Genomic DNA, 15,879 nt, shown 5'->3' with positions numbered 1-15,879 from the left:
TGTAGATGTCTATGTTGCATTGTGCTGTCGAGAGTTTAGTAATTTCTCTCATTCTCCCATACCGATTACTAGACGACCCTTATTTATCAATGCACTATTTTTTTATTCTGTCAATGCGTAAGTCCTATGGTTTTAAAAATATCAATCTTGAGAATATTAAGTTACAAATTTCTCTGTGGGAAAAATATATTTTCTATCACCAAACACAGGTATTTAGTTATCTTTATTTGCCGTATTTCTGTTCCTCAAGCGTTAGCTATTAAGTCCCTTCCTGCTAATTTTTGTCTTCCAGAAAATATGTCACTTACGAATATGTTTAAAAAGGTAGAAAATGGTGTACCATATTTAGCAGCTAAGACATTAGCTCAGACTATTATTAACTGTTCAATAAGTTAACCACAAACTATGGCAGCAGATTATCCTAATATTGATATTGCACCCTATATTGATCACTCTCTGTTGATAGCAACTGCTACCCCTGAATATGTGGAAAAATGGTGCGAAGAAGCTTATAGACTTAATTTTGCAGCAGTATGTGTACATCCATGCTATGTCAAACTAGCAACGGAACTATTACATAATAAAGATCCGCAAGTTTGTACTGTGATAGGTTTTCCTACTGGGGGAACAACGGCTAATGTTAAGTTATATGAAGCGATGGAAGCAGTGGAAAATGGGGCGACGGAATTAGATATCATGATGAATTTAGGATGGTTAAAGGCGGGGAAAACAGACCTAGTTCACCGGGAAATTGCTACAATTTGTGAGGAGGTTGGTAAGCCTGTGAAGGTAATTTTAGAAACGAACTTGTTAACAGATGCGGAGAAAAAATTGGCGGCGGAATTAGCTATGGATGCAGGTGCAGCGTTCTTAAAAACGAGTACCGGCTGGAATGGTGGAGCTACGGTATCGGATGTACGTTTATTGAAGGAAATAACCCAGGAAAGAGTAGGTATTAAAGCATCCGGTGGTATTAGTTCTTACAATGATGCTTTAGATTTAATTATGGCAGGTGCTACTCGCTTAGGTACATCCCGCGCTGTATATTTGTTACATCAGCGTGATAAGAGTGCGGAGTACGGAGTGAGAATAGAGAATTTCAACGGTTGACTTTTCCCTATTCCTTATTTACTAACAATGACAAAAGCATATAAAGCCACTGGTATTAATTTAAAAGCTCAACCTTTGGGAGAGTCGGATAAAATAGTAACAATTCTAACTAAAGAATTTGGACTAATTCAAGCGATCGCTCCTGGTGCACGTAAGCACAAATCGAGTCTAGGAGCCAGAACTGGGCTATTTATAGTCAACGAATTATTAATTCATCCTGGTAAATCTTTAAGTACAATTACACAAGCACAAACCATAAAAAGTTACTTTAGTTTATCACAAAACTTAGGTAAATTAGCGGCTAGTCAATACTTGGCAGAAATGGTTTTACATCAAGCATTAAGTGAACAATCACAAATAGAAATTTATGATTTACTGAATAAGTACCTAGAACGCTTGGAAAAAATCCCAAATCACGCTACAATAAGTATTATCGCTTACTTAACTCAAGGAATTTTTGAATTATTAGCCTTAGCTGGGTTAACACCAGAGGTAGAACGTTGTTGTTTAACTCAGCGTCTCCTCACTCCAGACTTACAAAACCCATTTTGGCAAGTGGGATTTAGTATTTCCGCAGGAGGGATAATATGTTTAAAGGCTTGGGAGGGTTTGCGGAAACAACGGGAGATGGAAAGAAAGGAGAATAAGGAGATAGAGTCAAATTTTTCTACTACTACAGCTAATTCTAGTAGATATGAAACGGTTTTCCATCAACAAGAGATACCAATTATTAATCGTCGTTTGAATGGAAAACAATTAATTATGCTTCAATATCTCTCCCAAACAGAGATAATACAAATAGATGCAGCCTCAGATTCTGGCTGGTTATCTGTCGAGCAAATTTTACGTCAGTATGTCCAGTATCATCTGGGACATTCTATACGTTCTGCTACCCTGATTGATTCTTATTTTGCCACCCAACTATGATGCAATCATCTGATTTAGATAGAAAAAAGCCAGCACTTTCATCCCAAAAAACTAAACATCATCGGGTATCAGATAAGTGTGTCATATCTCAGCCTATACCATCAGTAATTAAACCTGATGATCAAATTAAGACCAATAATAATCATAACTTTAATCCAGTGGAGAAAAATGAGTCAGTTTTAGAACCATTAGCAACAGCCACACCCCTCGATGTGTCAGATGATAATGTCAATATTGACGGAGTAAATAAACCTAATCAGGGATTTTTAGCCGTCTTAAAAAACCCCAACTTTTTAGCCCTGTGGGGTGGTCAGGTTTTCTGTCAATTGGCTGATAAAGTCTATTTAGTGTTAATGATTGCTTTGATTAATAGTCAATTTAAAGCTAGTAATCAAAGTATTAGCGGTTGGGTTTCCGCTTTAATGATGGCCTTTACTATTCCCGCAGTATTATTTGGCTCTTTAGCAGGTGTATTTGTGGATCGCTGGTCAAAAAAAGTAGTATTAGTAGCTTCTAATATTTGGCGGGGAATATTAGTATTAATTATTCCTCCATTATTGTGGATAACCCATAGTTGGCGACCTGTGGGAGTATTACCTATAGGCTTTTTAATTATTTTAGCGGTAACATTTTTGGTATCAACCTTAACCCAGTTTTTTGCACCAGCAGAACAAGCAGCGATTCCGTTAGTAGTCAAAGAAGAGGACTTACTTTCAGCTAATTCTTTATACACAACTACCATGATGGCTTCAGTAATTGTGGGATTTGCTGTTGGTGAACCTGTATTAGCTTTAGCTGATAGTATATGGGATAATGTTGTGGGTAATGGAAGTTTAGGTAAAGAGATTTTAGTAGGTGGTAGTTATGCGATCGCAGGACTAATTTTATTTGTACTAAGAACAAACGAAAAACCCCATCCTCCAGAAACGGAATTTCCGCATATTTTCTCAGACCTCAAAGATGGTTTAAAATACTTAAAAGAAAATTATCGTGTTCGTAATGCTTTATTACAACTAATTATCTTATTTTCTGTAATTGCAGCATTAACAGTTCTTGCGGTGCGAATGGCAGAAATTATTCCTGGTTTAAAAGCCTCCCAATTCGGATTTTTATTAGCATTTGGTGGCGTGGGTATTGCTATTGGTGCAGGAATTTTAGGACAATTTGGCCAAGGTTTTTCCTATAAACAATTGAGCTTTTTTGGTTGTTTAGGAATGACAATATCTTTAACTGGCTTATCAATATTTACCACCCAATTATTCATGGTTCTCCTATTAATTACCCTCATGGGTATTTGTGGCGCTTTAATTGGTATTCCCATGCAAACTGCTATTCAATCAGAAACACCAGCCGCCATGCGTGGTAAAGTATTTGGATTACAGAATAATCTAGTAAATATTGCTCTTTCTTTACCTTTAGCATTAGCAGGAGTAGCAGAAACATTCATTGGATTAAACGCAGTATTTTTAGCACTGGCTGGTATAGTATTGTCAGGAGGAATTTTCACCTGGTATAACTCCGAAAAAACAGGAGAAAAAATTTCCTAATCATGCTCCGTTTTATGATAGAATTGAATCAGGAAAGACTAAAATCAGTAATTTCCTGACCTCAAGTAAATAATAAAGCCCTATAAAACTGCTATATACCCCCCTTTATTCACCTTCCTTTATTGATAGATAAACAAAGAATGCGTATAGCTTGGATTGGCAAAAAAACCCCATTTTGTGGTAACGTTACCTACAGTCGAGAAATTACCAATGGCCTATTAGATAGAGGACATGAAGTAAGTTTTCTCCACTTTGCACAAGAAGAACCAGAACCAGATAATTGGCCTAATTTTAAAGAAGTTTCTTTACCTTTTATCTACAAATCTCAGGTTTATACAATTCCCACATTTAAAGCTACCAAAGTATTAACAGACTCTTTGCGAGAAATTAAGCCAGATGTGGTTCATGCTTCGTTGACTTTATCAACTTTAGATTTTATTTTGCCAGAAATTTGTCAAGAGTTAAATGTACCTCTTGTCGCTACTTTTCATACCCCTTTTGCTGGAAAAGGAGCAAAATTAATATCAGGTACACAATTGATAGCTTATCAATTATATGCACCTTTTTTAGATAATTATGATAGCGTGATTGTTTTTTCGCAAATTCAACGAGAACTATTAGCGAAAATGGGAGTTAGAGAAAGGAAAATTGCAGTTATTCCTAATGGGGTAGATGCTGATAAATATTCCCCAGGAATTTCTCATATTAAAAAAGAATTTGATGCAGAACGTTTATTTGTGTATCAAGGACGCATTGCTCCAGAGAAAAATGTAGAATCACTATTAAAGGCATGGAAACAATCAGATATGGACACTAGTACCAAACTTTTAATAGTTGGTGATGGTCCATTAAGAGCTTCCTTAGAACCTTTTTATGGTGCTGAATATGGTATTATTTGGTTAGGATTTGTAGCTAGTGAAGAACGGCGCATAGAAATATTACGTGGGGCGGATGTATTTATTTTACCTTCTTTGGTTGAGGGTTTATCCTTATCTTTATTGGAAGGGATGTCCTGCGGTTTAGCTTGTTTAGCAACCGATGTAGGCGCTGATGGGGAAGTATTAGCTAAAGGAGCAGGTGTAGTAATTAATACTGCTTCTGTGCGATCGCAATTACGAACTTTATTACCATTATTCCAGGATCATCCAGAGTTAACCACATTACTAGGACAAAAAGCAAGAAAGCGAGTATTAGAAAAGTATACACTTAATGATAATATTACTTTATTGGAAGAGCTATATAGTCGAATATTGTCACAGCGTCATCTTACATCAGGTAGATTATAAAGATTAAGATTCCTGACTTATATAAAAATAAGTTGGGATCTTAATTTGACTTACCCATATAAATCTAATATACTTAATGTATGTTAGATATCTCGCAGTAATTCAATGTCCTTGATTTGAAACTCTTGTAGGGACAATTCATGAATTATTCCTACATTCATTTTCACCAGGTGTCTATTAAGTATTGATAAGACAAGGAAGTTATCAGGATGAATAAAATAGCAATAAATCCAGCCTTAGCCAATGTGGATTATACTGACTTATTAAAGAAGATTTTACAAGTTATCAAAGAAAAGCAAATATTTAATATCTCTAAAGATAATCAACAAGTATTAATTAATATTAATGAAGTAGTTAATGAAGTAATTAAATTAAACCCAGCTAACCCATTAGGAAATGAAAAATCAATACGTGCTGCTACATTGAATTTTAGCGCAAATTCCCAAGATTTATTTATTGAACAAATTGAAGAAATTGTGAATCTTATCAAAGAAAGTTTAACCATAGCAATTGACAAAAATCCCGAAAATAAATCAATAAATAGGTTTCAATTTATTCAGCAATTACTAACAGATTTACACACATTTAAAGGAGACTATAATAAACATGAAAAAACTAAAGAAACCCTTTTAGACTTTACCTATCCATTTCTTCCAGTGAAAAATATCCAAAAACAAAGATTAACAGTCAAGAGAACCGAAAATAATCTAAATAAACAACTATTAAAAGCACATAAAGTCAAAATTTCCGTAGATAAACCTCGTGATTTTACATCAACAGTATTAATAGGAATTAATAATTGTATAAATGTGAATTTTGAAGATATTAATTCTCTAGATAGAGAGGAATTAGAAGATATTATTGACAGCTTAGAAAAAAATCCTAACTCAGATATTTACGCTTTACAAAACCTAGTCAACCAGGAGACATTAGGGAAATTAAAGAAACTAACCAAGATTAAATATTTAGAATTTCTCCTAGAAAATATTGATGAAAAGGCGAGTGAAGATAATCGTAAAGGTAAGATATATTTACAGGATTTAATTAGAAGATTGTACTTATTAGAAGAATATATTAACGATAGTACTAAAGCAGATGGAGAATATGAAGTTAATTATGCTGGAACATCAGTTAATTATCAAACTATGTTCTCTCGCAGTGAAGCCTATGATATATTACCAATTATACCCAATATTGAAGGTTATTTAGGAGAAACAGAAGATCCTGGTAAAGAGAAAATAGAATTTACCTTTGGATTAAAATTAAAATTTGATGGTAAAGTACAGGCTTATGGTGGTGAAACAGTTTTTGATTATAACCTGAATATTTTAAATCCTGATAGTAAAGAACATCAAGAAGCTATTGGGAATGAATCAGAAAAAAGCAGTTTTGCGTATAAAGTTTTGAAAATCGCATTTTTATATTATTTCATATTTGCATCTCGTCAAAATCCTACAGTAGCAGATTATGATCCTCAAAAAGAGTTAGAATATGATCCTTTAGCAAAAGTAAATATTATCTTATCAACCTTACAAGGTAATAATGAAGAAGAAAAAAAGAAACTGTTGAGAAATTTGTGTAAAGGGTTTAATAAATATAAAACTCAGCATAAAATTAATATTCTCAGAAAGGCTTTAATAAGTTTAATTAAAAGAGAAACTCCCTTTCCTGGTAGAAACTATCCTGTACATATTTCTGTTAAAAATAGTATTTTAGAAAATGATATTGATAGTATTAACAACAGAGAAACCATATTTAAAGAAACATTGAGAAAAAACTTTAAAGACTGTTTAAAATATATCAACGTAGGAAAGGCAACCACGCAACCAAACTTCCTCATTACACTTAGCGGAAATATCAATATTAGTGAAATTCATTTTTTAGAGACAGAAGACAAAGAAACCTTTAATATGGAATATGATATTCCCGAATCTGTGAAAGTTTTACCAGTGATATTTTTAGGGATGGAAGATGAAAGATGTCAAGATTTTTATAACAAAAACTTAAAACATCGTAAATTACTCATTTTTCCCCATCGTTTAGAAACTCCCAAATTAGAAACTCATCAAGAAATAATTTACAAAATTACCTACAGTTTACTAGCATATATTTGTCTTCATGTCATTTTAGAAAAACAGACGAAAATATTTATTCCTTTGTTAAGAATACATCTGAAACAAAAAACTGATAAAAATGTCATTATTGAGAAATTTATAGTTTCCTTAACCAAGGTATTATCACACTTATTTAATGATGGATATCGTAGTAATGAACAGGGAATAGTAATTACTGATAGTTCAAAGAAAATTAACTTTAAAATTCCTAATGTTCTCACTTCATTATATTCGGTTGTTCCCAAAAAATTCCAATTATTACCAACGGATAAATTTGCATTTAAGGAACTGGATAAACTTGCAATTATCGTAGTTTCCAGTCGAGAAAGTGATAGTAAATGGGGAATAAAAGAGAAAAATTCAAATTTAATTGGAGAAATTCTTACCTTACAAATGGAAGCTAAAAGTGTGAGATTTCAAATTTTTAAAACCTTTTCTGAAAATTTTGATGATCATGAGAAAATGTTTGAATATCCTACCGTAATAGTTGATAATGTCAACAAACTGTATCAAAAAGGATATAGACACTTTATTTATATAGCGAAAGTTCCCTATAGCAGTACATTACATATTACCCAAACTGTGAAAGATGAAGAATTATTTTTCATGTCAAAAAATGTAATTACCTCATTCATAAAAGACAAACCTGACATTAAAATTTATCCCATGTTTTTTGAAAAATACTATGTTGTGAAAATGAAAACTAAGGTAGAATCCACATCATTATATATTCAAGATACCCTAGAACTGACTAATTTAGCAGAGGATAAAAACAAACAATCTGTGATATTTTTTAACTTGTTTAATGGTTTACAAGTTGCGAATGATGTCAAATATCATGGAGTGATGTCCTATGCAACATTATTAAATATGTATGATGGGATTTTAGATGATAAAGATATCAGAAAAGGATTAATCTATGATGACGATAATGATAATCAATTAAAAAATGAGATTTTACAATGTTTAACCCTTTTTCATTTTTCTCGCTATGAAAAATCAGGTACTATTCAATTAAAATTAGATCCTTATGAAAACTTAATTGGGGATGAATCAGTAAGTCAAGCTGCGTTATTTCCCCATAGTCGCAATAAGGGGAATTTTAATTCTCTCGCATTTTTAACTCACATTAAGGAAATTTTAAATAAGCCCTAAGTTTGAGTTAAACGAAATTGTAAGCCAACATCACAAATATGAATTAATTTTGACATACAATTAACTAAAGGTGAAATAATGACAGCAAAAATAGCAGATGATTTAGGAAGATTATTTGAAGTAGGATTTAATATTGGGATTTTATCCTATATTCAACAAAATAATATCAAAAATAACTTTCGTAACTTATACCGTCAAGAATTAGAACATCTGAAATTTTCTCAAATCAAAAAACGCATTATTGATAAAGTTGTCAGTAAATTAAATCGAGAATTAGCAGAAAAATGGTGTCAATTTTTCCTACAAAAAGGGTTTTTATGTGGTTTAAACTTTTTTAGGGAATATCTCAAATCTCTGGAACTTAATGAAAACCACAAATTACAAAATGTGGAAATTTTATATTATCAATGTTGTTTTAATGGTGATAATAGTATTGGTACTTATGAGGTTAATAGTCAAGAATGGTTTAAAAATGTTCTGTCTCAGTTACAAAATTTAGCGGAAAATTTAGCAATTACTTCTTCAGATATTAGTAAATATAAGAAAACAGGTGAATTTCTCAATGCTGATAGTTTAATTTTCTTAAAATATAAACGTCAATATCGCGTTTTATGTCTTGACTTATCGGTATTTTCTATTCACACAGATGAAGATATGGAAGATATTGACTATGTGGAAATTATTAGAAGTTTATTATTAAGAGATGTTAATTATATTCGTTCTAAAAGTGTATTTTCTAATTTACGCATTGATACAGAATCTTTAAACCTCGATTTTTCTCCAGCTTTACAAGAATATTTTACTGCTTTTAAATATCATGATAAAGAAAGCGCGAAATTAATTCAAGCTGCTGGTTATATTTATAGTTTCTGTCAATTTCTTCAACAAAGTGCGATTATTCCAGATATATCCAGATTAGTATGTAATGCAGTGGGATATAGCGATCGCTCATTTAACACTATTTCTATTCCAGCACAAAATCTACAAATTTTCCAAACTTGTTATCAAATTTATACAAAAGAAGATAAACATGAAGAACTTATATCCGCACGTCGTCGAGTTTTAGATAAAATTAAACGTAACGCTTTCTATAGTTTTCACGAAGGAAGACAACTAGTTAAATCACTTTTAGAAATTACCCCAGATAAAATTAACATTTTACCACCACACACAGAAACAATCACAGATTTTTATAACTCTGTTTCTCATGTACCTCCAGAAATAATTTCTAGTTTAAATTTAACTGAAAATTGCAACTTTAGACAAGCACATAACCAACTAATTAAAAAGTATTTACTATCAGAAAATACCTACATCTTTCTCACTGGAAACCCAGGAATTGGTAAAACTACCGCAATAGTAGATTTTCTTAAACAATATCAAGATGAAGGTTTTTTGCTATTCTATGTTAGTCCTCGGAAACAAGTGAATTTGGATATTATTGAAAAATTCAAAGATAAACACACTGGAAAATTAGTTGATGATAGAATTTTTGCTATCAATAGTGATAGTAATTTGATTCAAGATAACTCTGGTAAATATTCTGTCGCATATACATCTAACATCCACAAAAATGATTTTACTTTAGGGCCAGTTCACTTTCTCAACATTGAAAATATCCAAAGAATAGCAAAGCAAAAAAAACGACTAGAACATATTAGCGACGATACTTTTCATGATATTGGACAAAAAACAAAAGGAGTTTTAAATAGTATTTGTGAAGGTTTATATCATCTCATTAAAAGTGAAGAACATAATCAAATTATTGCGACTGCTTCCACTCAGTCATTGAAAAAAACTGACTATGGAGATACTTTAAAACACTTAGAAAAAATATTTCGTGACGCATATAACAGTAAAGAAAATACCGTTTTTCCTGAAAAAATGCAAAAAATTTCTCGTCGCATTAAACATCTATTTATTATGATAGACGAAATTACTGGGGATGAAGGAGGAGTAGAATTTTTAGCAGGTATTCATAAAATATCTAAAGATTATAAACTCACAAAACCTGAAAATGGTTTCAATACCAAAATCATCGTTGCTGATGCTTCCATCGTTGATAAAAATGTGATTTGTCAACACTTAGAAGATACTAAACCTGAACCAAATAAAATCTTTTTTCGCAAAGCACAGTCAAACATTAAACCATTATCTGTGGAACATTTCCTATTTAATAATTTACCATCTATCATCATTAATACTAATACCTATCCTGCGAAAAGTTTGACCATCAATTATAAAATCATTATTGAATCTTGTAAATTTATCAATAAAACCAAACTTAAGGATAAATCTCCCCTAGAGAAAATAGTTCAAGAACAAATTGTTAAAGATATTGAAACTTTATTACAAGACTCCGCAATAGAACAATTTGTAGTTTATATCCAAAATAAACCCAAACTAGCAGAAATAATTGATACAATTCAAGCAAAATTAGAACAAAGAAACTTTGTTAAAAATACCCATTATTTAGAAATACATGCAAACATTTCTGAACAGGAAAAGCAGGAAATTAAACAATATCAAGAAACAGTTAAAGTAGTATTTATGACTGCTTCAGGAAGTCGTGGTTTATCATTTCCCAAAGCAACACACATTTTAGTAGAAATTCCTAAATTTGAAATTGAAAAAAACCTCATGGAAATAATTCAGGTTATTTACCGAGGTAGGGGAAATGATATGATAGATAATCAAGATAAACATCTTAATTTCTATTTAGCTGAACGTGCGACGTATTATCAAGATGAACTCCAAATTTCTGTACAAGAAAGTGCTTTAAGTTTATTAAATATTCTACTAATTCTCAAAGCATCTATCATGACTAGAATCCAAGGTTATGGTACAATTGGAAGGAAAGAATATATTTTGATTCCTATTGGGGGAAAATCAGTTTTTGCTGCTGGGGAAAGTTTTTCTAGTCAAATTGAAAGTTTAATTTCTCAACTTAAAAAAGAATATAATATAAATAAAAGTCATCTATCATTAAAACAAGCATATACCAGTTTAGAATCATTAATGAAAGATGGTGATTTTGTAGTACAGAAAAATACAGAAGCAAGTTATTTAACTATTAGGGAAAGTTTCAACAACAACTTTTTGGAACTTGCGAAAACTTTTGATAAATTACTTGACTTTAAACCTTTGGAATTAGGTTATATTAATGGAGGTTTATTAATAGTACCCAGTAAAAAAATTGAAGAGTCTTATCAAATGCGTTTATTGGATATTGAAAAATATGCTAATTCCGAATTATGGGAAAATTTACATAACATTAGTAAAAGTAAAATGTATCCTGAAAGTTTGACTTATGCCGTGAAAGATGCTATGGAATTAGTAGCAACATTGAGAAACGCACCTGCAAAAACTCAGAATTTCGTTCAGAAAAGTCAACAAAATGATCAATATTATGCTTTACCTTTATTTGCTTTTATTAGTGGAGAAGTGATGAAAGAATATTTTGAAAGTAACATAGAAGAACCAGAAGATCAACGTTTTAAAGATATTTTATCTATTTATATTCGTTCATTATATCCTGTAGGAAATGTTTTACCTATAGGTCATAATTATCAGGAATTTCCCTTTATTGTCTTTAGAAGTTACAGTTTGGAGGAAATTAGAAATAAGGTTTTTACTGAAAAATATCTATTAAATTCTCAAGAATTAAATGTACTTAATTTGATACTTTCTATCTAGGAGAATGTTTGTTAAGTCTAAATTTTCCAATATATATTTCCTAAATACAGCAGTTTCCGTTATTATGAGGTACAGATATTAATGATAAAACCCTTGTAACACAGGCATCTTGCTGTGTTCCTAGTGTACCTGATGTAGATGGAATGTGCTGTATCTAGGGTGCGTCATACTACATAAGTTCTATCAATCAACAGATTTATTATATCTGACGCACCCTACAAAACTAATGAAATAAGGTCAATTATATGAATAATCAAAGTTTACAAACAAATCGGGAATGGTGGTCACAAAAATGGTTAGATTTATTAGATGCTTATAGATTCAAAAAACGCCTAGAAAGAGCGAGAAATTATGCCCGACAAGGAAATGTATTAAGTATTAATTTTCAAGGTGCTAAGGTATTAGCAAAAGTACAAGGTAGTGAACCAGAACCTTATCAAGTATCTTTATTTCTGGACAAATTTACCGATGAACAATGGGGTTATGTTATTGAAACTATGGCAAAAAAAGCTATTTTCTCTGCTAAACTATTAGCTGGAGAAATGCCCCAAAATATTGAAGATGTTTTTATTAGTAATGGTTTATCTTTGTTTCCTTTTACCTTGAATGATGTTCATAGTAAATGTTCCTGTCCAGATAAAGCAGTCCCTTGTAAACATATTGGTGCTATCTATTATCAATTAAGCGATCGCTTTAGTGAAGATCCTTTTGTATTATTTCAACTTCGTGGAAGAACCAAAGCACAAATTATTCATAATTTACGCCAATTTCGTTATCAGCAAAATACTGGAAAATCACCAGAAAAGTTTTTAAAAACTCATCTTTCAGAAAATCAAACATTAAATAATTATCATGAAGATAGACCTAAAATAGATAATTCCTTAGATAAATTTTGGCAATATTCAGAACCATTAGAACCTTCATTAGTAGTCATTTCTCCATCAATGAACGAAACTATCTTAGATGTATTAGGAACAATTCCCCTAGCAGAAGATCCAGAACATCAAAATAATAATTTAGTCATGAAATATCTACAAACAATATATAAAGATGTCAGTCAAAAATCATTTTTATCAGCCATGAAGGTAGGAGAATAAGAGGTTGTTTGAAAAGTATTAAGCTAATGTGCAGCACTCACTGTATAATTAAAAAACCTGAAGTTACAGTAGCACAAGCATCTTGCTTGTATTAATTATTCAAGTTAAAGGCACAACAGCTTAACTGAAACCAATAATCTCGAAAAACCTAAACTTCTCCCCTTCAAGGGGAGAAGTTTACCAGAGGACTTAATGTATATTTGCAAAAACTTTGAAAACATCCCCTAAATCTTTCTCTAAAATTGATAAGAAACACCAATAGAAAAAACAGGATAAATATTCAACCAATTAAGATCATCCTGCGCTTTTTTCCTTTCTGCTTCAATGTTATTAGTAATTTCCTGTTTTAAAGCAGGCGTTGCAGTTGGGGCAAATTCGGGTGTTAACGCTACTTGTGGAGATCCAGCAAACATCACACCCAAATTTGTCGAAAAACCCCAACGTTTACCAGGTTTCACAGCATTACCCCAACCAATGCCAATATATGGTGCAACACTATTGCTAAAAGAAACCTTGGCTTTAACTGATGTCAGTTCAGTTGTGGTATTATAATTCACGCCATTGATATTAATTGTTACACCATTCTTAGGCTTGGCAGTTCCTTCTATATTATTGTCCTGAAATACCAAGCCTCCAGTCAAACGGAAACCGCCATTTTTCCAAGGATGGTAGTCAGCGAGGGTAGATATATTCAACAGGTTGAGATCGACTTTATAATCAACATCAGACAAGGCAATGTCTCTACTTATACCTAAACCATTAACCCCAACTTTAGCATTAATATTAGGTGTAATAGATTTGGTGACTGTTGCACCCACACCTAATGTAGTAATTTCAGGTGTAATTGCCCAACCGCTAGTTTTTGCAGAAGTTTCACTGTTTTCCTTCGTAGGTTCAGGTTTAACTTCCTCTGGTTTTGTTACTGGTGTGTTGACAGGTTGATTGGTACAGCGGGAATTTAAAGGATAATTTTTACAAAATACATCTAAATCCAGTGGTCTTTTGGCCAGTAAATCACTAGCACTGTAAGTGAAAGTCCCTGGTTGAGGAGAAATCTCAGTTTTTGCAGGAGTAATCGCAGTGCTAATAACCTGATTTGTGACTGCTGGCTGGGTAATTGATTGTCGAATAACTTCTTCAGCAATGACTGTCTGATTCATTGATGTGTCCATGACCAAACCAACCGCAAGCGTCAATACAGACGTACCGTATTTGAACCTGTTCATTATCTGACCTTTAATAAAATTTATTTTTTATGTTACATAATATATCAAATCAATGTGCAAAACAGTAACCAAAAAAATCTAAAAAAAGCCCTTGCTATGTAGCAAGAGCTAATAAATTATTCATGATCAATTTGCATTACAAAAATCTAAACTAAAAATGTCATTTAGTCAAGATCATTCATGTAATAAGCTGGTTCATTCTCACGATCAATACCTTTTTCAAAACCACCAGCAGCAGCGCGAGCGCGGCCAGCGTGCCATAAGTGACCAATGAGGAAGAAGAAACCTAACACAAAGTGAGAAGTTGCCAACCAAGCGCGAGGAGATACATAGTTGAAAGAATTAATTTCAGTTGCTACACCACCTACAGAGTTCAAAGAACCTAAAGGAGCGTGAGTCATGTATTCAGCTGCACGACGAGCTTGCCAAGGTTGAATATCATTCTTGATCTTCTCTAAGTCTAAACCGTTAGGACCACGTAGAGGCTCTAACCAAGGACCTCGGAAATCCCAGAAGCGCATGGTTTCACCACCAAAGATGATTTCACCAGTAGGAGAGCGCATTAAGTATTTACCAAGACCAGTGGGACCTTGAGCAGAACCAACGTTAGCTCCTAACCGTTGGTCACGAATCAAGAAGGTTAAAGCTTGTGCTTGAGAAGCTTCAGGACCAGTAGGACCGAAAAATTCACTGGGGTAAGCAGTGTTGTTGTACCAAACCATGACGGAAGCAATAAAGCCCATCAAAGAAAGAGCACCTAAGCTATAGGAAAGGTAAGCTTCACCAGACCAGATGAAAGCGCGACGCGCCCAGGCAAAAGGCTTAGTGAAGATGTGCCAGATACCACCGGAAATACAAATTAAAGCAATCCAGATATGACCGCCGATAATATCTTCCATATTATCAACGCTAACAATCCAGCCTTCGCCACCAAAGGGTGCTTTAATCAAATAACCGAAGATAACAGCAGGGTTAAGTGTAGGATTAGTGATAACACGCACGTCACCACCACCTGGAGCCCAGGTATCATAAACTCCACCAAAGAACATTGCCTTTAGCACCAACAATAACGCACCACATCCTAGGATAATGAGGTGAAACCCGATGATGTTGGTCATCTTGTTCTTATCTTTCCAGTCGTAACCAAAGAAAGAAGAATATTCCTCTAAGGTTTCAGGACCACGAACCGCGTGATAAATACCGCCAAAACCAAGAACTGCGGAGGAAATTAAGTGTAGTACGCCTACCACAAAGTAGGGGAATGTATCAATCACTTCACCACCTGCACCAACGCCCCAACCCAGGGTAGCGATGTGAGGAAGGAGGATTAATCCCTGTTCATACATGGGTTTTTCTGGTATGAAGTGAGCAACTTCAAATAAAGTCATTGCTCCAGCCCAGAAAACGATTAAACCAGCGTGGGCTACGTGAGCACCAAGTAGTTTACCAGATAAGTTGATTAAACGAGCGTTACCAGACCACCAAGCAAAACCGCTTGATTCTTGGTCACGTCCACCGCCCATAACTCTATTAGAGAGCGTTACCACGTGGAAGTACCTCCTCAGGGAATACGAACTGTTCGTGGGGTTGATCTTGAGGTGCCATCCAAGCACGGATACCCTCATTCAACAAAATATTTTTAGTATAGAAGGTTTCAAACTCAGGATCTTCTGCTGCGCGTAATTCTTGAGATACGAAGTCATAAGCCCGGAGGTTTAATG

The 15,879-nt window shown here is 33.2% G+C and carries 8 protein-coding genes and 3 pseudogenes; 8 read left to right on the top strand and 3 right to left on the bottom strand.

Annotation, left to right across the window (positions count from 1 at the left end; translation table 11 throughout):
* Positions 1-231: 231 nt before the first annotated feature.
* From H6F32_RS20740 to H6F32_RS19130, 8 genes and pseudogenes are all read left to right on the top strand, one after another.
* A pseudogene (locus H6F32_RS20740) lies at positions 232-396 on the top strand (modification methylase NmeDIP); the annotation flags it as partial.
* 9 nt (positions 397-405) lie between these two features.
* A complete protein-coding gene (gene deoC / locus H6F32_RS19160) occupies positions 406-1,110 on the top strand; it encodes a deoxyribose-phosphate aldolase (protein WP_190370873.1) in 705 nt (234 codons plus the stop codon).
* Between the two features lie 27 nt (positions 1,111-1,137).
* A pseudogene (gene recO, locus H6F32_RS19155) lies at positions 1,138-2,050 on the top strand (DNA repair protein RecO).
* Entirely contained in the window at positions 2,034-3,584 is a 1,551-nt protein-coding gene (locus H6F32_RS19150) for an MFS transporter (protein ID WP_190370871.1), read from the top strand. The pseudogene recO and the gene H6F32_RS19150 overlap by 17 nt, the downstream one beginning before the upstream one ends.
* A 140-nt stretch (positions 3,585-3,724) precedes the next feature.
* The gene (locus tag H6F32_RS19145) at positions 3,725-4,870 is read left to right on the top strand and encodes a glycosyltransferase family 4 protein (protein WP_190370870.1); all 1,146 of its coding nucleotides are present in this window, start codon (positions 3,725-3,727) and stop codon (positions 4,868-4,870) included.
* A 209-nt stretch (positions 4,871-5,079) separates the two neighbouring features.
* On the top strand, positions 5,080-8,139 hold the full coding sequence (locus H6F32_RS19140; RefSeq protein ID WP_190370869.1) for a hypothetical protein: 3,060 nt from the start codon (positions 5,080-5,082) through the stop codon (positions 8,137-8,139).
* A gap of 78 nt (positions 8,140-8,217) precedes the next feature.
* Positions 8,218-11,835 carry a helicase-related protein gene (locus tag H6F32_RS19135; RefSeq protein ID WP_190370868.1) on the top strand — a complete coding sequence of 1,206 codons (3,618 nt, stop codon included), beginning with the start codon at positions 8,218-8,220 and terminating at the stop codon, positions 11,833-11,835.
* A gap of 245 nt (positions 11,836-12,080) precedes the next feature.
* Positions 12,081-12,932, top strand: a complete 852-nt coding sequence (locus tag H6F32_RS19130) for an SWIM zinc finger family protein (protein WP_190370867.1) — start codon at positions 12,081-12,083, stop codon at positions 12,930-12,932.
* 236 nt (positions 12,933-13,168) lie between these two features.
* Here the strand turns inward: H6F32_RS19130 and H6F32_RS19125 are convergent, their stop codons facing one another.
* The 3 genes and pseudogenes from H6F32_RS19125 to H6F32_RS19115 form a co-directional block, all read right to left on the bottom strand.
* Entirely contained in the window at positions 13,169-14,092 is a 924-nt protein-coding gene (locus H6F32_RS19125) for a hypothetical protein (RefSeq protein WP_242031196.1), read from the bottom strand.
* Positions 14,093-14,322: 230 nt separating this feature from the next.
* Positions 14,323-15,705 (bottom strand): photosystem II reaction center protein CP43, encoded by a 1,383-nt coding sequence (psbC, locus tag H6F32_RS19120; protein WP_190370865.1) that lies wholly within the window; start codon positions 15,703-15,705, stop codon positions 14,323-14,325.
* Positions 15,689-15,879 (bottom strand): annotated as a pseudogene (locus H6F32_RS19115) (photosystem II D2 protein (photosystem q(a) protein)); the annotation flags it as partial. The gene psbC and the pseudogene H6F32_RS19115, both read right to left, overlap by 17 nt.

The sequence above is a fragment of the Anabaena sp. FACHB-1237 genome, from assembly GCF_014696225.1.
Lineage (GTDB): Bacteria > Cyanobacteriota > Cyanobacteriia > Cyanobacteriales > Nostocaceae > FACHB-1237.
This window is presented reverse-complemented; position numbering and strand designations above follow the sequence as displayed.

What these genes read in the sequence shown, in the direction of transcription:
- deoC (WP_190370873.1), top strand. Translation starts at nt 406, where the DNA reads ATGGCAGCAGATTATCCTAATATTGATATTGCACCCTATATTGATCAC.
- H6F32_RS19150 (WP_190370871.1), top strand. Translation starts at nt 2,034, where the DNA reads ATGATGCAATCATCTGATTTAGATAGAAAAAAGCCAGCACTTTCATCC.
- H6F32_RS19145 (WP_190370870.1), top strand. Translation starts at nt 3,725, where the DNA reads ATGCGTATAGCTTGGATTGGCAAAAAAACCCCATTTTGTGGTAACGTT.
- H6F32_RS19140 (WP_190370869.1), top strand. Translation starts at nt 5,080, where the DNA reads ATGAATAAAATAGCAATAAATCCAGCCTTAGCCAATGTGGATTATACT.
- H6F32_RS19135 (WP_190370868.1), top strand. Translation starts at nt 8,218, where the DNA reads ATGACAGCAAAAATAGCAGATGATTTAGGAAGATTATTTGAAGTAGGA.
- H6F32_RS19130 (WP_190370867.1), top strand. Translation starts at nt 12,081, where the DNA reads ATGAATAATCAAAGTTTACAAACAAATCGGGAATGGTGGTCACAAAAA.
- H6F32_RS19125 (WP_242031196.1), bottom strand. Translation starts at nt 14,092, where the DNA reads ATGAATCAGACAGTCATTGCTGAAGAAGTTATTCGACAATCAATTACC.